14 protein-coding genes are annotated in these 19,151 nt (G+C 45.6%); 12 read left to right on the top strand and 2 right to left on the bottom strand.

Annotated features, from left to right (window positions below; all coding sequences use genetic code 11):
- The first annotated feature begins 29 nt into the window (after positions 1–29).
- From ACJJJA_RS10020 to ACJJJA_RS10045, 6 genes are all read left to right on the top strand, one after another.
- Positions 30–2,312 (top strand): TonB-dependent receptor, encoded by a 2,283-nt coding sequence (locus ACJJJA_RS10020; RefSeq protein WP_444904470.1) that lies wholly within the window; start codon positions 30–32, stop codon positions 2,310–2,312.
- A 437-nt stretch (positions 2,313–2,749) separates the two neighbouring features.
- A complete protein-coding gene (locus tag ACJJJA_RS10025) occupies positions 2,750–3,622 on the top strand; it encodes an alpha/beta fold hydrolase (RefSeq protein WP_444904471.1) in 873 nt (290 codons plus the stop codon).
- Positions 3,623–4,078: 456 nt separating this feature from the next.
- On the top strand, positions 4,079–5,452 hold the full coding sequence (ppnN, locus tag ACJJJA_RS10030; RefSeq protein WP_444885314.1) for a nucleotide 5'-monophosphate nucleosidase PpnN: 1,374 nt from the start codon (positions 4,079–4,081) through the stop codon (positions 5,450–5,452).
- A gap of 245 nt (positions 5,453–5,697) precedes the next feature.
- On the top strand, positions 5,698–6,105 hold the full coding sequence (locus ACJJJA_RS10035; protein ID WP_444885313.1) for a PaaI family thioesterase: 408 nt from the start codon (positions 5,698–5,700) through the stop codon (positions 6,103–6,105).
- A gap of 143 nt (positions 6,106–6,248) precedes the next feature.
- Positions 6,249–7,247, top strand: a complete 999-nt coding sequence (locus ACJJJA_RS10040) for a hypothetical protein (RefSeq protein ID WP_444904472.1) — start codon at positions 6,249–6,251, stop codon at positions 7,245–7,247.
- A 68-nt stretch (positions 7,248–7,315) separates the two neighbouring features.
- Positions 7,316–7,768 carry a cupin domain-containing protein gene (locus ACJJJA_RS10045; protein WP_444904473.1) on the top strand — a complete coding sequence of 151 codons (453 nt, stop codon included), beginning with the start codon at positions 7,316–7,318 and terminating at the stop codon, positions 7,766–7,768.
- Positions 7,769–8,106: 338 nt separating this feature from the next.
- Here ACJJJA_RS10045 and pgmB read toward each other — a convergent pair whose 3' ends face one another.
- Both pgmB and ACJJJA_RS10055 read right to left on the bottom strand, forming a co-directional pair.
- Positions 8,107–8,778, bottom strand: a complete 672-nt coding sequence (gene pgmB, locus ACJJJA_RS10050) for a beta-phosphoglucomutase (RefSeq protein ID WP_444904474.1) — start codon at positions 8,776–8,778, stop codon at positions 8,107–8,109.
- Positions 8,775–11,126, bottom strand: coding sequence for a glycoside hydrolase family 65 protein (locus ACJJJA_RS10055; RefSeq protein ID WP_444904475.1), 2,352 nt, complete (start codon positions 11,124–11,126; stop codon positions 8,775–8,777). Before ACJJJA_RS10055 ends, pgmB begins: the two co-directional genes overlap by 4 nt.
- Positions 11,127–11,555: 429 nt before the next feature.
- Between ACJJJA_RS10055 and ACJJJA_RS10060 the strand changes: the two genes are divergently transcribed.
- The 6 genes from ACJJJA_RS10060 to ACJJJA_RS10085 all read left to right on the top strand — a co-directional run bounded on the left by ACJJJA_RS10060 (position 11,556) and on the right by ACJJJA_RS10085 (position 19,090).
- Positions 11,556–12,809, top strand: coding sequence for an MFS transporter (locus ACJJJA_RS10060; RefSeq protein ID WP_444904476.1), 1,254 nt, complete (start codon positions 11,556–11,558; stop codon positions 12,807–12,809).
- Between the two features lie 76 nt (positions 12,810–12,885).
- On the top strand, positions 12,886–13,947 hold the full coding sequence (locus tag ACJJJA_RS10065; RefSeq protein WP_444904477.1) for a LacI family DNA-binding transcriptional regulator: 1,062 nt from the start codon (positions 12,886–12,888) through the stop codon (positions 13,945–13,947).
- A 167-nt stretch (positions 13,948–14,114) separates the two neighbouring features.
- Complete coding sequence (locus tag ACJJJA_RS10070) at positions 14,115–15,506, top strand: MFS transporter (RefSeq protein WP_444904478.1); 1,392 nt, start codon at positions 14,115–14,117, stop codon at positions 15,504–15,506.
- A gap of 380 nt (positions 15,507–15,886) precedes the next feature.
- Positions 15,887–16,909 carry a class I SAM-dependent methyltransferase gene (locus tag ACJJJA_RS10075; RefSeq protein ID WP_444904479.1) on the top strand — a complete coding sequence of 341 codons (1,023 nt, stop codon included), beginning with the start codon at positions 15,887–15,889 and terminating at the stop codon, positions 16,907–16,909.
- A 15-nt stretch (positions 16,910–16,924) separates the two neighbouring features.
- Positions 16,925–17,899 (top strand): NAD(P)-dependent oxidoreductase, encoded by a 975-nt coding sequence (locus ACJJJA_RS10080; protein WP_444904480.1) that lies wholly within the window; start codon positions 16,925–16,927, stop codon positions 17,897–17,899.
- 9 nt (positions 17,900–17,908) lie between these two features.
- Positions 17,909–19,090 (top strand): FAD-dependent oxidoreductase, encoded by a 1,182-nt coding sequence (locus tag ACJJJA_RS10085; RefSeq protein ID WP_444904481.1) that lies wholly within the window; start codon positions 17,909–17,911, stop codon positions 19,088–19,090.
- Positions 19,091–19,151 lie beyond the last annotated feature (61 nt).

Raw genomic sequence — 19,151 nt, forward strand, 5'->3', positions numbered from 1 at the left:
ATAAGAATGACGATGAGAGGGAAGTTTTAATGAAGAAGAATCCTCTAGCGCTGGCTATACCTCTTGGGGCCATGCAGCTGGGCTTCTGGGGCTATGCCACAGCCCAGGAAGCCACTTCACCATTGGCGTCTGAAGATAGGGTGATTGAGGAAGTGATCACCACGGGAACCCCAGGTGGCGCCGGTATAAAAAAGCTGGATGCGAGCTTTTCAATCACAACCCTGAGTGACGATGAAATCGGTAAAGCTTCCCCGTCTAGTACTGCAGATTTGCTGAAGTCTATCCCAGGTCTATGGGTTGAAAGCTCTGGCGGGGTATCTGGCGCAAACATTGATGTACGGGGATTTCCGGGCGGCAGTGACGCTCCGTTTGTGACGGTCTCTATGAATGGCTTGCCACTTTACCCGGCACCGACTCTTTCTTTCATGGAAAACTCTTCTCTATTCCGGGTGGATGAGACTATCCAGCGCGTAGAAGGCCTGCGCGGTGGCCCTAACCCGGTTTACTCTAACGGCCAGCCGGGTCTCACGACCAATTTCATTTTGAAAGAGGGGACCGAAGAGACCGAGGGTCGCTTTAAATACACCACTTCGGACTATGACCTTCAAAGGGCTGATGCCCTTCTGACCGGGAAGCTCAGCGAAGATGTGTACTACATGATGGGTGGGTATGTGAGTTCTTCTCCCGGTATTCGCGATGCCGGTTTTGATGCGGAAGAAGGTCACCAGTTCACCTTGCATCTGACTAAAGAGATGGATAATGGCAAGGCCGGTTTCTACGTACGAGATACTAAAGATACTGGCACCTGGTATCTGCCAAATGCTTCCTTCCTGGCAACTGACTACACCCAAGTGGGTCCCAGCAATCGTAAAGTTTCAGTACCCATTTCCCAGGCCGACGGAAATGGTGGCTCTGAAACACGCTGGGAAACTTTTGATATGGGAGAAGGCCGTGGTTGGGACGGTAGCGTAGCTGGCGCCTACCTTGAGCTGGACTTGGGCAATGGTTGGAGTCTTACTGAGCGTTTTGGTTTGACCAGCGGTAATGCCGATACTTTAGGCTTTGTTCCAAATGGTCGCCCGGTATTACCCAGTGAGTTGCGATACGACGATGGTACAAGCGTGACTTCAGCTACTACCGTGTCTGGGGCTGAGGTCAGTAATGATACTTTGTTGCAGCAATTCGGTGCTTGGGTAGTACGAAAAGATATTGAAGCAACGACTAACGATATCAGCCTAGCCAAAGAGTGGGATGACTTTAAGGTAACCGCAGGCTATTACACTTCTAGTTGGGAAGTTGATGAGTGGTGGAGTCTTGGAAACCAAGCGTACTATGTACTTGGTCATGATGGTGAGCAAGTTGCTGGCGATATTTCTTGTGATGATAAAGAACTCGACCCAGTTCTCTGTTGGAGCCATGATCTTGAAGCGATAGGTGATGCCCGAGAAAACGCATTCTACATTGCAGGTGAGTTTTACCTGGGCGATTTCACTTTTGATTTGGGTGTGCGCTCTGCAAATCGTGAAACTAACTACTCAGTAGATGAAGGTGTTCGTGATGGGATTTTTAACACCTATAAGGCGGATGAAGAGGGTACTGCCTATACAGCTGCAGTAGATTGGGCCTTCGCTGAAAATATGGGGGCTTTCTTCCGTATAAATTCAGGCTTCAAATTTGCGGACTTTGATAATTATCGCGAGTTTGGCGAGAGCTTCCGCGCGGGTTCCGATTTGATTATCGATATCGACCAATATGAGCTGGGTTACAAGCTGCAGGATCAAGACTACTCGCTGTTTGCCACCCTTTTCTACAATGAAACCCAGGGAATGCCTGATTGCATTATTGGTAGCACCACATGCGCCCGCCTGGAAACAGAGGCGTTGGGTCTTGAGCTTGATGGCAAGGCTCACTGGGGTGACTTCACTTTGGGCCTGAATGCAACTTTGCAGAAGCCAGAAATAACCAGTGGTGACTTTAAAGGCAATCAAGTGATGCGCCAGCCCGAGTACCAAGTACGCCTAAGCCAGAACTACGATTTCACGATCAACAATATTGATATGGCAGTGTTTGGTGGAGTAAGCCGCGTGGGTGATCGTTTCAACGACAGTAAAAACTCGGTGACCCTGCCGGGTTATACCAAGGTTGATTTTGGAGCAGTGGCCTACTTAAACGATATTACCGTCCAGCTTGCACTGGATAACCTCACCGATGAGGAGGGCATTACCGAGGGAGATCCAAGGGATCCTCAGGCAACCAATGTTCGTTATATCCTGCCGCGCAATATCAAGTTAAGCATCGCTTACGACTTCTAGTTTGACTCAAACCTCTCCCGCAGGTTTTCTGAGCTTTGCCGCACAATTTCTATTGTGCGGCTTTTTTATGCCTGCCTTCTTGCCACTTGTCTATAAAATGCCAGACTTGGTCGAATTTTCAGCATTATTAAGATTGATTATTGTCCCTAGCAATTAATGAGACTCTTATAAAGTAAATATTATAGTGATTTCCCTGGCAAAGGTTTTCTGGGATAGTGCCTGTAGATGTTGCTGGATAAATTGGTAAGTTGTACGAGTTGTTCTTTCGACAGGTATATTGTTCAGTTAAATATGCAGCATTAAGAACTACGTCTGTGTCGGGTAAGTAGTGTTATTTGATTTAGGTGAATGAGGGATAGGAGTTACTGGTTTGATAATGGTTTGGGTGCCGATATTCACCGTAGATATTATGTAAGCTATAAATTCCAAGGAAGATTATGAAAATTTATGCCGCATTTCTTCTCAGTGTTCTTTGTTGCTCAGTTTGGGCGCAAGATGAGCATAAGTATGAGTTTGTTACCATTGGAGGGAATACAATATCCTATCTTTGTAAAGAGGAGGGTGAGGGGAAAAAAGTTGTATTGATGGTTTCAGGTATGGGGTTAGATGCCCATAGTACCTATAAAAATACCTTTCATAAATTCTCTTCTAATGATTTTATGCTTTGTATCTACGATCGGCCTGGAGCTGGAAAAAGTGCGCATGCTGTTCCAAAAGTTAGATCGATGGATGCGCTTTCTGCTGAGCTTGAGGCCTTCGTGGAGTTTAAAAAATGGGACTCCGTAGTTCTTGTGGCCCACTCATTTGGTGGTTTAGTAGCAAGGGCATTTGCAAGTGAAAACCCCAGAAGGGTGTCTGCCCTTCTATTTGTGGATGCAGCCCATGAATCCTGGTATGGAAACCTGAGGTCTTCTTTATCCAAGGAGGGCTGGGCAACGATGCAGTGGATTATGGCGTGGGAAAAGGAAAAGCATTCCTTCGAAGATTTTGCAGAGTCTGCATCAAAACCAGAGCGTTATAAGTTAAAGAAAGAGATTCCAATCACGGTAATGAGTAGAGGGTTGCCACATACCGCAATTCGTCAGACTAAAATGAGTTATGCAGATGTAGATGCTTACAACAGGACTTGGGATCAGTCGCAAATTGAACTCACCAAGATTAGTGACAGCGCCAAGCATGTAATTATGAAATACTCCTCGCATCTGTACGATGAAACCGATCCGTGGATTATACTTGAAGAGCTGAATCAACTTTTATCTAGAGTTAAGCCTTCCCCTGAAGAATATCTGGGACGTGGGACATCAAACTAAAGTTTGATGCTATTAAAGAATCCCGAGCTCAATTTTGGTGAGAATTTTTATTTTTATAAATGTGTTCAGGGTTGATCTGGTAATGTGTTGCTCCTAAATAGGGTAATTGTCAAATTAAGCCTGAACCAATAGGTGGGACGGTTTTCATGCTGCGGGCTTAATAAGTAGTGCCCACTTGCAATGACCTGCCAAAGAGTACCTGTGATCAAGATGTAAACTGGGTCAAAATAATGTGAATCGCGACTCAGTCCCAAAGAATTAAGCCTGTGTTTCTCTGTTGGCACTTCCTGTCTCAGGTGAATGGTTTAGTTGTACGTCAACTTTTCTTGGCTATTAAATCCAATTGCCTCGGTTTAATTAAAAAAGAAGCCTAGTCATCAACTTAGATTACACTTCTATAGCACCAGAACACTATTTTCTGTAAAGATCCCAATTTCAGTTCAATAAGAGGGTTGCATGTCTATTGATCTTATCGATGCACAGGTTTCATCTACAGGGCAGTTTGAGATCCTATCCAAGTATGAAATTAATCGGCTTAGTAGCGAGAGCCGTGGTTCACAATACCAAACCTTTAGAAACTGCTCACTAGCGGTGCTAAATAGTGGCGGTTTTATGGATGATGGTAAGGAGCTTCTGGAAACCTTTGCTAATTTTGATATCTCTGTTGTCCCCACAGAGCGCAGTATAAAACTACAGCTTAGAAACGCCCCGGCCAGTGCTTTTGTTGATGGCAAAATTATCAGTGGTATTGCAGAGCATTTGTTTGCGGTATTGAGAGATATTATTTATGTAAATAGTGAAATTACCGGCAGTAAGTTACATGACTTAACATCTTCTCAGGGCATTACTGATGCGGTTTTTCATATTATGAGAAATGCCGGTACCTTCGATAGAGTCCGCACGCCTAGGCTAGTAGTATGCTGGGGAGGGCACTCAATCTTATCTGAAGAGTACGATTATACTAAGCAGGTCGGTTATGAATTGGCTCTGCGCCACCTTGATATTTGTACCGGTTGTGGGCCGGGAGCAATGAAGGGGCCAATGAAAGGTGCCACAATAGGCCATGCCAAGCAGCGCGATCGCCATGGACAGTACCTTGGTGTTACCGAACCCGGTATTATCGCTGCAGAAGCACCAAATGCAATCGTCAATCAACTGGTTATTCTCCCAGATATTGAAAAACGCTTAGAAGCTTTTGTACGCACAGGCCATGGCATTGTGGTTTTCCCAGGGGGGGCGGGTACTGCTGAGGAGATCATCTATCTCCTGGGGATACTCCTACACGAAGAAAATAAGGATCAACCATTCCCTGTTATCTTCACCGGCCCACCTAGTGCAACGGAATATTTTGTTCGTATTGATGAATTTATCGCCTCTACTTTGGGTAAGGAAGCTCGTTCAAGATACCAAATTATTATTGATAACCCACAGGAAGTTGCTAGACAAATGTCGGTAGGCATACAAGAGGTCAAGTCCTTCCGCAAAGCAACGGATGACGCCTATTATTTTAACTGGAAGTTAAAAGTCGCTAACGAATTTCAGCAGCCGTTTATACCAACTCATGAAAGTATGCTGAACCTCGCCTTACATAAAAGCCAAGAACCTTATCTATTAGCTGCCAACCTGCGACGTGCATTCTCTGGCGTCGTATCTGGTAATGTAAAAAATGAAGGGATTCGGATGGTTGAGGAGTATGGACCTTATGAGCTGCGTGGTGATTCGAGCATTATGCGCAGCATTGATATTATGCTGGAGTCTTTTGTGAAACAACAGAGAATGAAGTTGCCGGGTAAAGAGTATGTTCCCTGCTATAAGGTAATTTCCAAGTAGTTTCAGAATTTTCTATCAGAAATAGTAATGTGCAAGGGATGCTAGGTGGGGTAGGGCTCTTTACAATGCTGCCCTCTATTTGAGAAGGCCTCTGGAAAAATAATTATTATGTACAGTAAGAATTACACTCCTTTGTGAGTTTGCTGTGTAACCTAGATATAAAAAGATGTTTAGTGGGACTAAAGAAAAATCTCTGCTTTAATTGGCTTGTTATTATGACCGGTTAGTTGTTAATAAGGATTTATATGAAAGACCATAACTATTACAACAAGATTTGCGAAGGTAAACTTCCAGGGCTTCTCGGGATTGAGCTTGTGAAAGTTGCTGAGGGCGAGATCCATGCAGAGATGAGAATTTTGGAGTCTCATCTGGCACCTAATGGCTACTTGCATGCTGGTAGCGTCGTTTCTTTGGCCGATACGGCCTGTGGCATTGGTTGCTTGGCAAACTTACCAGAGAAGGCTTCTGGCTTTACTACTGTTGAACTGAAGTCGAATCATCTGGGAACAGTTCGTGATGGGGTTGTTCTTTGTGCTGCAACACCTGTTCATAAGGGGCGGACCACTCAGGTATGGGATGCTTCCGTAGTTTGTAAGAGTACGGGTAAAAAGCTGGCTTTATTCCGCTGTACGCAATTGATTTTATACCCGTGACCGATGATTGCCCCCAGCTTGAACAGCTGTACTTATTTGCAGGGGCTCCTTCTGGAAGTTATATTCTTACCATATTGGGAGGATGATCGATCAGAGTCACTCTCCCCCTTGCCTTATAAGAATAATCCGCTGGTGCTTTTCAAATGCTTCGTCCATTTCTACTTGCTCTAATACTTCTCTCTTTCGTTTTTCCCGTTCTCGCAGAAGAAAAGCCATCTGGCCAGCTAGATAGTTGGCGATTGGTGAGCTTTAAAAATGAGCCGTTATTGAATTTACATCTATATTTGTATGAATTGGCAAGAGATAAAAATCTATATGCGACTCTAAAGAAGGAGGAAGGCATTGTTGCTGATCAGTTGTACCTCTTCGAGAGGGCGATCAATGATTATATTACACATGGGGCTGAACAAAATATTAATATTATTCGGTCTAGCGGGGAAGTGGCAGATCTAACAGCGATGCTTTTATCAGGCACTCCTGTCGATTCTGAATCAGTTAATAATAACTTATATGCTCATTTGCAGGAGCTTTCCACTCTTTATAATGAGCAAATGTGGGGTCTGCATAGAGAAAGTAACTTTAGGTGGTATCTAAGCTTACGGGAAAAGCTGGATGTGTATGGTGACCCAATTACTAGCCTGCTTGAAGACCTCTTTGGTGAAAAACTGCTAGTAAATGCGCATACAGTGAATATTGTCTATAAGCCCGGTATGCGACAGGGAGCTACCACTTCAGGAAGAAGTTCTCAAACCATTATCAATAGTACCTATTCAGATTACTCAGGCTGGCTTGCATTAGAAATGTTTTTTCATGAGTTAACACATGCTAACAGTGTGAATCGCAAAAGCAAACTTCAAGGGATAATCAGCAGTGAGTTTGATAAATATGACTTAAAGGCTCATAAACATATTTGGCATCCAATTCAATTTTATACAGTTGGTGAAGTTGTTAGAAGAGTTATTTCAGAGGAAGAGCCAAATTTCACAGATTACGCAACACTGAACGGTTTATATGTTGGGCGCTGGAATTATAAATCCCTTCTTGATAAGTATTGGATGCCTTACTTGAATGGTTTGGTTTCAATGGAGGTGGCGGTAGCTGATCTTGCCAAAAATCTGTCAAAAGAAAAACGTGAGAATTAAGTGCCTCTTTGGTTGGGATCAATTTTAAGGTTATTGTTAATTTCATTATAGGTCTTAAAGGAATAGTCATGCAGCCTATCAAATTATCTGAACACCCTGAAGGGGGGAGATTTCTTGAGGTTTTCAGATCCAATGCAGTGGTGACCAATAACAAAGGACAGAGGAGATCAGCGCTCACTCACATTTACTTTTCATTAGATAAAGGCGAGGTAAGCCGATTTCATAAAGTGCAATCGGATGAGGTGTGGAATTTATATCAAGGCGCAGGGCTCTATCTTTATACTTGGAATGACTTGGATAAGAATGTTCAGAGGATGGAAATTTCATCCAAAAATAATACGTTTTGTCAGGTTGTTCCAGCTGGAACTTGGCAGGCAGCTGAACCTATTGGAAAGACAGTTCTGGTAGGCTGCTCCGTTGGGCCAGGATTTGAATTTGCTGATTTTAGTCTGATCGATCCACAATCGATTGAGGCTAAAAAGTTAATCTCCATAAATTCCGACATGTTGAAGTTTGTTTAGTTTTAGATGGGTGATTGTTCTCCTGAAAATGAAGGGGTAAAAGGGTATCTATAGCATTGTAGGCCATATATTCCTTACTATATTTGGGGGTTGATTGTTGGTTTGGGGTTTATAAGTCTGGGGAAATGGGGCTGGTAATTTTTTGCTCAATCACACAGTGAATTCTTAGGAAAGGTCAGATACTTATTCTGGTTTTATTTCTTCGAGTACACGTATTTTCCAAATATGCGATATAGGGTGATTTCTCCTTTACAATATTAGAAAGCAAGTAACACTGAATAGAAGGAGAGCAATCTTTCTATTCAGCTTGAATATTGATTTTGCAACAGCTCTTACATTTAACTGATTGAAGCTGCGTGGATAGCAGAAAGAAAAAAGTCTTTAGGGACGAACTCCGACAGGCTGCCGACAATAAAATCAGCTTCTCTCAGGGAATTTTCACTCCCCACCCCAACAGCAGTCATTCCCTTGGCGGCTTTGATCGCAGCGACCCCGGCAGCAGCATCCTCAAAGGCAACACAGAGTTCAGGTTCAACTTGTAGGCCTTGCGCTGCTGCGAGGAAAATATCCGGGCAGGGTTTAGGTGCGGACTGTTCTGGATCGGCAATTGTTGAGAAGTAATGTGATATCTTCAATGCTTGCAAAACGGCCGGCGCATTCTTACTGGCTGATGCCAGGGCAATGGGGATTTGTTTCTCGTTTAACCAGGCGAGAAGCTCTCCAGCACCGGGCAGTAGATCTTTTGGAGATAAGCTGCGAATCAGTTTCTGATAATAACTATTCTTTCTGCTAGCTAGATCGATCTTTTCCTTTTCACTAAACTGATCGCTCTCTTCCCCAAGAATCACTTCCAGTGAGGCCATACGCTCCAGCCCCTTAAGCCTTTCACTGGTATCTTCAGCCCATGGGCGTTTGAGTTCTTGGGCCAGTTGGTGCCAGGCTTTCAGGTGTAGTCGTGCGGTATCTGCGAGTACGCCATCCAGATCAAAAATTGCAGCACGATAGATCACTGTGTTACCTCCACTGGTGGTGCTATCTCAAATGTTTGGGTTTCGCCTGCTGCGAGAAATACGGGTTCTTGGGCGTGATGTAGGGTGATAGGCTCGCCGTTTACCAGGGTATAGCTAGCCTTGCGGCCACTAATTTCTACGGCCAGGGTGCGACCACGGAATTGCAGGCGGAAGCGATAACCTTCCATACCCGCGGGTACAAACGGGGCGAAGCGCAATTCGGTACCATGCAGGCGCATACCGGCAAAGCCCTGCACCATGCACATCCAGGTGCCGCCCATACAGGCAGTATGGATACCGTGCTGAGTATTATTGTGGTGATTGTCCAGGTCCATTCGTGCTACTTGCTGGAAGTAGTCGAGCGCTTTTTCCGGGTATCCCACCTCGCTGGCAATAATGCTGTGGATGCAGGCGGATAGGGTGGAATCGTGTGTAGTGAGCGGTTCGTAAAAGTCGAAATCGCGGCGTTTTTGTTCAATGGAAAACTCGGAACTTTCGAGCAATAGTCCCAAGACTACATCTGCCTGCTTGCAAACCTGATGTCGATAAATTACCAGTGGATGGTAGTGCAGTAGCAGGGGGTAATGATTTGCCGGTGTTTGCTCAAAGTCCCACACTGGCTTGTCGAGGAAGCCATCATCCTGCGGGTGGATACCTTGGGATTGGTCGTAGGGAAGGTACATGGCCTTTGCGGCTTTTGCCCAAAGCATGGGCTCCTGTGGGCCCAACTCTATACGCTGGGCCAAGGCCAGGCACGCTTCTGGATCAAAGGATTGCAACCATTGGTATACCTCTGCAGCATACTCCAAATGCGCACGGGCCATCAGGTTGGTATAGAAGTTGTTATCTACCAACGCAGTATATTCATCCGGGCCAGTGACTTCATTAATACAAAATTGGTTGTTTCGGCGAGGGTTGAAGTGGCCAATTTCCATCCATAGGCGGGCCCCCTCAATAACCAGCTCCGCCCCTTTTGCCCGCAGAAACTCTGTATCGCCAGTGACTCGGCTGTAGTGGCGCACCGCATAGGCGATATCCGCATTGATATGAAACTGGGCGGTGCCGGCAGGGTAGTATGCAGAGCACTCCTCCCCGCCAATGGTGCGCCAGGGAAAGAGGGCGCCCTTGCTGATCGCCAGCTCTCGGGCACGGGCGCGGGCCGCATCCAGGATCGAGTGGCGATACTCCAGCAGGTGGCGGGCCATATTGGGCTGGGTGTAGAGAAAAAACGGCAATACATAGATTTCTGTATCCCAGAAGTAATGGCCGTCGTAACCATCTCCCGAGAGCCCTTTAGCAGCGATATTCGTACGTCCATCCCTGCCAAGGGATTGGAATAGGTGGAAAAGATTAAATCGAATACCTTGCTGTAGACTGTCGTTACCAAGTACCTGGATATCGGATTCTTGCCAGAATTTATCCATCTCTATGCGTTGGGCCTTGGCATATTCGGCAAAACTTTTATTGGCGCTGAGTTCAAGGTATTTGCGCAATGGTCCAGCTTCAATCGGCTCAGCACTTTGCTCTGCGAAGTAGGCTAAGTATTTGGTCAAGCACAGGGGCTTGCCGCGCTGGGCATTGCAGCGGTATTCGGTGGCTACTCGGTTTTCATGACGTAGATTGGTCACGGTGTGACCCGCACTAGCCTGCAAGCGGTGTATGGCTGCGCAGCGAATCTCATAGCCGCTACTTCTGACTGAGAGCGGTAGTGCCAAGTAGTCACCATCAGCGACGTTATCCAGCCATTGGATATCCTCCTGATTGATGGGAGAGGCCAAGCGTGGATCATCGCTGTGCTCGGCTTGATCGATATTGCCATCCAGCCCCGTCAACAGGCGTATTTCCCCATCAAAATCCAGTGGAGTGACTTCAACATGGATGAGCACTAGGTGTTTTTCAGTTAGGCAGATTTGGCGCTGGGTTTTGAGCCTGAGAGTTTTCCCAAAAGGCGAACGCCAGGTGAGGCTGCGCGCAAGGGTTGCGCTGGCCATATCCAAGTGGCGCTCATATTCAAGTAGTGCACCCTCCGCGAGGCTGAAACGCTCCCCATCAATCCAGATTTGAATACCCTTGCCGTCCGGTACCGTTAGCATGCGCTGATTATTGCGGGCGTAGCCGTAAGCGGCCTCGCCGTAGCGAATAGGTTCACTGGCGTAGACCCCATTGAGGTAACAGCCATCAGAAAAGGGCTCGGGATCAAAGCCTTCCTCAAAGGTGCCTCTCAGTCCAATAAAACCATTGCCCAGGGAGAATAGGGTGGCGTTAAGAGGGTAGTCATCCGCTTGAAACTCTCTTTCCAGCAGGCCCCAGGGGTGAATTTCAAGCTTATGTTGTTGTTCTTTCTTCATACCACTTACACAGAAACTGATGGTTAGGTGCTTTGCCAAAGTAATTAGTACTTTCGGCAACTGCCTGCAGTCTATCGCTTGTACACATTAAAATGCAATCGATTGCATTTCGGGGGTAAAAAATCTCCTTGTACGGTAACTATGTGCTATTTGCGAGTATAAATATCCATTAACTTATTGATAATAAAGAATTTATTGGCATTGTTGTTATCTAGTAACCCGCTAGTCTGACCGGCGATCGCGGAATGGTCTCTGTTTGGCAGCTTGAAATATTGCAAACGATTGCAATTCTTTTGTGGTAAGTCATACTGCTGAGTTCTGGGGGCGTGAAAATTTACAGTCATCAACCCACACTAAGAGATCAAAAAATGTACAATAACAGGCTGGTACGGCTGTACGCCTGAGCCATAGACCGATAAAGATTTCCTTATGAACAATCAGCGCATACTGCTTTCCCTATTCGCCATCTACTTTGTATTCGCCATTCTCTTGAACAGTGTCGGCACTGTGATACTGCAGGTGATTAATACTTACGGCGTGAGTAAATCTGCAGCCAGTGTATTGGAGGGCTTTAAGGATATCCCCATCGGCATCGTATCTTTTCTGGTGGCTTCGCAACTGCCGCGTTTCGGATTTAAGCGCGCCATGCTTATGGGGCTCGCTATTGTTACCGGGGCTTGTATTGCCATGCCCTTATTGCCGGGTTTCTGGACAGCAAAGCTACTGTTCCTTTCCGTGGGAGTCGCATTTGCCTTGGTGAAGGTCGCGGTTTATTCAACTGTGGGCCTGTTAACCCGTGGTCCAAATGAACATGCGAGTATGGTGAATACCCTGGAGGGGGTATTTATGGTGGGGGTTCTTGGTGGGTATTGGCTGTTTAGTGCCTTTATCGACTCTGCAAATCCAGGTTCCACAGCTTGGTTGAGTGTGTATTGGGTGCTGGCCGCGATTTGTCTGTTTGCCTTTATTTTATTGTCGCTGACAAAAATGGATGAGTCGGGTACCCGGGTTGAGGGCACCAGTCCACGGCAGGATTTCTGGGCAATGATAAAGCTGATGGCCAAGCCCCTGGTTTATATTTATGTAATTTCCGTTTTTATCTATGTGTTGATCGAACAGGGTATCGGCAGCTGGTTGCCCACGTTTAACAATGAAATTTTGAAGCTACCAGCGGCGATGAGCGTCCAGGCTGCCAGTATTTTTGCCGCAGGGCTCGCCTTGGGCCGCTTGGGGGCAGGGGCTATTATGCGGCGTTTACACTGGTATCCAGTGCTGAATGTCTGCCTGCTGGCAATGGCATTACTGGTGGTACTGACTCTTCCGCTATCCAGTGATGTGCAGGCCAACCCGGATATCAACTGGTTCAACGCGCCGATTGCGGCCTTTATTCTGCCTCTGATTGGCCTGTTTATGGCTCCCATTTATCCGGCAATCAACTCGGTGATGCTGAGTTCACTACCGACCCATCAGCATTCGGCAATGACCGGGCTACTAGTGATTTTTTCTGCACTGGGGGGCACTACCGGTTCCCTGATTACGGGTTCGGTTTTTGAAGCCTTTGATGGCCAAGTGGCCTTTTACTTATCACTGGTGCCGATCTCGGTAATTCTAGTCAGCTTGTTCTTTTTCCGTAGGGCAGTGGAAGGGCGAGAAATTGGGGCCTCAGCCAGGCTGACGGTTTGAGCTATCAGGGTTCATTTTACAAACTCTTGTAGCACGCCTAAGATGGCGTATTTCCCGCGAACAAGGTGAAGTACGCATGCCTAAGGATTCCTCCTCTCCCGTCTCCATGTCCGATATTGCACGGCTGGCGGGAGTTTCTGAATCCACTGTTTCCCGCGCGCTGAATAACAACCCGCTAATCAATGAAAAGACTCGGGAGCGTATTCAGCAAATCGCGCGTAGTATGAATTACAAAATCAACGAGAGTGCACGCAATCTGCGTTTAAAACGCAGCCATACCATTTCTGTCGTCATCAATACCGGCAGCGCCGGAGGCCAGACTTTTTCCGACCCCTTTATGTTGGACATGATTGGCGCGATTGCCGATCGCTTGGCCGAGCACCGATATGATCTACTGTTTTCAAATCGTATCGTTACAAGTGACGATTGGCATGCCTACTTAATGGGGTCCCGCCGCGCCGATGGGGTAATTGTGATTGGCCAAGGGGTGGACGACAGCCCCCTGCGTGAACTACAACGCCAGGGCGATCCGTTGGTAGTATGGGGAGGTACTACCAAACCAGATCTCGATTACTGCATTGTAAGTAGTGACAATCAGATGGGAGGGCGCCAGGCCACCGAGCACCTACTCAAGCTGGGCCGTCGTAACATCCTCTTTCTTGGTGATACTGCGCACCCCGAGATTTACGGTCGCTACGAGGGTTATAGGGCCGCGCTTAGCGCAGAGGGGCTGGGTAATAGCGAGCGTCAAATTCAGGTTTCTTTCTCCAGTGAAAGCGGTTATCAATCCATTGCAGACTTGCTAAAAACCGAGGGGTTGAGCTTCGATGCGATTTTCGCCGCAAGTGACAGCATTGCAATGGGAGCCATCAAGGCTTTGCAGAGCCAGGGTTACAAGGTTCCCGACGATATTGCAGTAGTTGGATTTGATGATATCCCCATCGCGCCTTTCTATACGCCCCCACTAACGACTGTGCGACAGAATATCCAGCGCGGCGGTGAGCTGATGGTGGAGAAGATGATGCAGTTGATCGGTGATAAGACAGCAGAGCCAGCAGTGCTGCCAACCGAACTGGTGGTACGCTCTTCCTGTGGCGCTAACCCTGATTTCCAACCGATCCAGGAATATAGTCAGTAATCAATCTTGGCAGCTCCCCCTGGAGTTGCCTGATGCGTTCTTGGACTTCTTCTGGTTTCTCCAGGCACGCCAATCTTCTACCGAGTCCGTTGCTCTACGACCTAATAAGCCAAACTGTCAAAGCAATGGTCTTTGCTCTGATGAAAGAGAGCGCTCGGTAGAACTCAATGGCAGATTCCAATACATCCAAAAGTAAAGAGAGGTTGTTGGCGCTGATTGGCCTCAGCTTCGCTGTATTTTTGGTGGCAAATGATCTAACCATATTCCCCGCCGCCATCCCCACCATTGAGCAAGAGTTTAATTCTGACATTACAAGAGCCCAGTGGATTATCAACGGCTACATCCTCGTATTTGGTGTTCTGATTATCACGGGTGGACGCTTGGCTGATATTTATGGGCGACGACGCATTTTTTTTATAGGTGCAGGTTTTTTTGCCTTCTTTTCGCTGCTTGCCGCTTTATCCATGGATATTTGGATGCTGCTAGTGTCCAGGGCCTTAATGGGAATTGGTGGGGCGCTGATGTGGCCGGCAATATTGGGGATGGTCTATGAACTCATACCAAAAGAGCGCGCGGGCCTGGCCGGTGGTCTAATCATGGGGGTGTGTGGAATCTCTGACTCCTTTGCCCCAATGTTAGGAGGCTTTTTAACCGAGTTTGCGAGTTGGCGATGGATATTTCTTCTCGATGTTATAGTCGCTGCATTAGTGTGTTTAGGGTGCTGGAAAACGGTCGCTGATGATAAGCCAGAGAAGATTGAAGAGCATATTGACTACTTGGGAGTGACGACACTCTCTATTTCTTTGTTTAGCTTGTTAATGGCCTTGGATCTTGTCGTAGAGCTGGGCTTTAAAAGTCCGATAGTTGTCCTCTTATTTATCATTAGCGTATTTTTCCTAGGAGGCTTTACTGCTGTTGAGCGTAATGCCGGAAGTGATGCACTAATTCCCAAAGATGTTATGAGTAACAGGCGTTTCTTTGCAGCATGTGTAGTGACCTTATTGCTTTCTGTAGTCTTCTTTTCTGCGCTTGTATATATTCCACAGTTTCTCACCAAAGTGCGGGGTTATTCCCCAACATTGGCCGGCATTGGGCTGATGCCGATGATGATGGCTTACGGCTTGGTTTCCTATATATCCGGTAGGCTTTACGAAAAAATAGGAGCCAAGGTGATCATAGCGATAGGCTCGGTATTTATCAGTGCAGCAATGTTTATGCTCTCCCATATACAAGTAAATACCAGCTTTCGAGAGTTGATACCAGGCCTATTGGTGCTTGGTGCCGGGGTTGGTTTTTTCTTTTCGACGGTGACTACAGTTGCAGTGACCATTGTTGCCCGCAACCGATCGAGTCTGGCTGGCGGGATTATCTATATGTTCCAGATTGCCGGCGGTGCATTGGGCTTGGGAATGAATACCACCATAATTGCCTTAGCCCCAGATCTGTCAACCGGTATAGACCGAGCTTTCACGATTAATGCCTACTTAGCACTCATCGGTCTGGTGGTATCAGTTTTGTTTATTGAGGGGGAGCCTTGTAGGGTAGGGAGTACAAAATAAAATTTCTAAAAGGATAGTAACTCCATTTATTATCAGAAAACCTAAAACTCCTTTTTTCCTAACAAGCAATATTGTCTAGATATTTATACCAGCATTAATCTTTTTGGGGGACAATATGTCTCTAGGAGAAATCACTCTTAGGTAAGCAGTCTTTATAGAGTTGGTTGTGTAGGGTGAGAGTGTACGAAGGGTTGATATGGAAGGAAATTGCTAAATTTTAGAGCTTGTTTCTAAGGATATTTTAAATCTTAGTCCGTATTATTTGCTTGGTAACTACCAAGAGTTCGCCCACCATGCGGTAATCCGTCAACATTATAATTCCTCTAAATGTTTCCTGTTTAGTCAGGAAGTGGCAAGAAACACAGAGGGCGGATTAGTCTATGAGTATAGGGATGTTACAGAATTACTCCCAGGAAACCTTGGGAGCTAAGATCTGTATTGATAAAAGTTGGCCTTTTTTTCTGCGCGCCTTGGATTCTATACCAAATAAAAAATTTTGTACCACTATCGATTATGGCGCTGCAGATGGTGGTACTTCTATGGAGTTATGGGGGCGAGTATTTAAAAAACTCGGTGATAAAACAATATGCCATATCGCTAATGATTTACCATCCAGTGATCTGTTAACACTCGCTGATAATCTAAACGAATTAAGAGCTAAGTTTGAAAATCTAGTGGTCTTTATACAACCCAGTAGCTTTTATAGTCATGTGGCACCCCAGGCTTCAATCAATATTGCTCTGGCGGCTACCACAATGCACTGGCTATCTAAAATACCTGGCACTTTTATAGAGCACATACACGCAAACAAGGTGCGTGGCTTGCGGCGCGAACCCTTTAGAGCGCAGTCCGTGAATGATTTTGATTCACTGCTTGAGGCGAGAGCCTGGGAGTTTGAAGTGGGTGGTCAGTTTGTCCTTGTGGATTTGGCTCAGGATGATAGCGGCCATTTGCTGGGTAATAACGCAAAAGATAAAGACATGTTCGACACGCTGTATGATATTTGGTTGCAGCTGTATAAAGCTGGAGAAGTATCGAAAGGTGCCTTTGAAGGGGCAGTCTTTCAAAATTATTATCGCACAGATGAAGATATTTGGCAGGTTTTAAATATGCCTCATCATAAGAAAAACTGGATCGTGCATGAAGTGTCAATACAAATGACAACATGCCCATATCGCAGTCAGTTTGATTTGGATGGAAATGCTTCAGCCTTTTCCGAGGGGCTAATGAAAACCATACGGAGTTGGAGTGAGCGAACATTTCATACATCAATTGATGAGCATGGAGGAAGTTCAACTGCGATTAAAAAGTTATATGATGAGTTGCAAGAACGTATTTTTAATAGCCCTGATAAATATAGTATGGATTATGTTCATCACTATATTCGTTTGGAGCGTCGCTAATACGGTGGATCTATCATGAGCGTAGATTTACTTTCGATAGAAATGTCATGCGGAACACTCCACTTCGCTTGCGCTAAAAGAAGTTCGCTGCCAGCGAATGGCGGCTTGAGAGTATTAGAGTATCAGAAGGATGAATATGCTGCTGATGAAGCTTGTCAGTTAGCAGAGCGAATGCAGATTAAGCACCAAACTTATCATACAGGATTTAGGGGTGGGAAAATTGTTGCAAATGTCAACAGCATATGGCAAGGATCCTTTGATGAAATTATTACCATAGCGGCATCAGAGCTCAATAAAAGAAAAGGGGATATGTTCACCGGCGCAGACCTTAACTTTGGAAACACGCAAGTGATGCGTCTAGCTGCGAAAACCCAATATGTGTTAGCGGCATTAGGTTCAAAGATGCATTATGCAGAAGCTACGGCATCAGGTGCTTTAGGTGCTATTGCAGCGGGAAAATCTGCACTCAATATACCAAGGGCAAGGGTTCTAGTGCATGGCGCAGGAGCTGTTGGGAGCAGAATCGTTAAAAGGTTGGTAAAAATGGGAGAGCTGGTATCTGTTTATGATCATATCTTGGAGCGGGGGAATATTTCAGGTGCCGTAAATTCTGAAAATATAGAAAATTGGATTTTACAGGACTGGGATATTATTGTTCTCGCCTCAGCCTCCCGGATAATTGATGTGGCTTTGGCCAGGAATCTAAAAGCTAGAGTGTTAGTTTGTGTGGCTAACTTACCTTTTGCAACTGGCGCTCAACAAATATTGGAAGAAAAAGGCACGATAGTATTTGATGAAGGGCTTTCTAGTGCCGGTGCAGTGATGGCTGATTCTATTGAATTTTACAATCCAGAGGTTTGGCGATCTGTGAGTCCACGGCAAGTGTATCATTTTATATTTAGTAGAATTTCTGAAGCTTGCTTTAAAAAATTGGAATCCGGGTACCCCCATCTTAGTTATTTAGGAAGACAGTTTGTTGGCTACGGTTAGAGCGTTAAGATGACAAGCTACTATGATGTGATAATCATTGGTGCGGGTATGGCAGGGCTGAGTTCGGCTTATGCGCTACGTAAATCTGTGGATTCCATTCTAGTTTGTGACCAATTCCAGATTGGAAATACTTTTGGTAGTAGCTCCGGTAGTACGAGAATGTTCAGAGCGATGTACTCCAATCCATATTACTGCCAAGCTGCAAAATATTCTAATGTACTTTGGGAGTCTCAGGAAAAACAATATGGTAAAAAACTTAGAGTATCCCATGGCCTGTTATTTTATGGTGAAGACTGGGGGGAGGAAACCATTGAAGGGAGTATCTGTGCGGCTAAACAAGTCATGCAGAGGCAATCAATACCTTTTGAAGAGTTGACTGCAAAGGAAATTAATGCGCGCTGGCCACTGCGTACCAAGCCCGGCTGGCAAGGGCTATTTGAGCCAGCAGCAGGCGCTGTGTTATCCGGCGAGTCCTTAAATTTTTGGAAAAATGAAGTGATTCGTTGCGGCCATAAAATTAGATTAGGAACCAAAGTGGTTTCGGTCTCTGATGGTACTGATGTAAATGTCCTACTTGAGAATGGTACTAAAGCTTCATCCAAGCGTTGTATTATAGCAGCAGGCCCTTGGTCTAGATATTTCCTTGAACTATTGGGGTATCAGGTACAGCTTCAGATTTGGCCAATGTTATGGGCGTACTATACGATTGAAAGAGATCGTATGGATACCTATCCACAGTGGTTCTGTTTTCAGGAAAAAGCAAAGAATGATCCTGATCAAGGGCTTTACTATGGGTTTCCTTATATGGGGGATAAGAAGAACGGCACAGGTTTGATCAAAATCGGTATTGATTGGGCACCAGATAAGTTAAAAAGGTCAGATTACATTCCCTCTTCGAATATGATAATTCCCACAGAACTATTGCAAATTCTAGACGATTTTGTATTTTCTTATATAGAAGGTGTTAGGTCCCGCTCAGAGGCGCACTTATGTCCTTATACAATGAGTACAGACGCAGGGTTTGTATTAGATCGCTTGAGCAAAAATATTTTTATCTTTAGCCATGGTTCAGGTCAAGCCTTTAAGTTTGCCCCAGTGATTGGGGAGAATTTAAAGCGTCTAGTATTGGATGAGACACCTTTGTTTGATTTGTCACCCTGGTCTGTAAAAAGAGCCGCTTTGCAAGTTTGAAGTGTTAAGGGGTATGAGAATCAATTAAGATAGGTACTAAATGTTCGCGTAAATGTTTTTA

The organism is Microbulbifer mixtoriginis (SeqCode) (genome assembly GCF_052466865.1).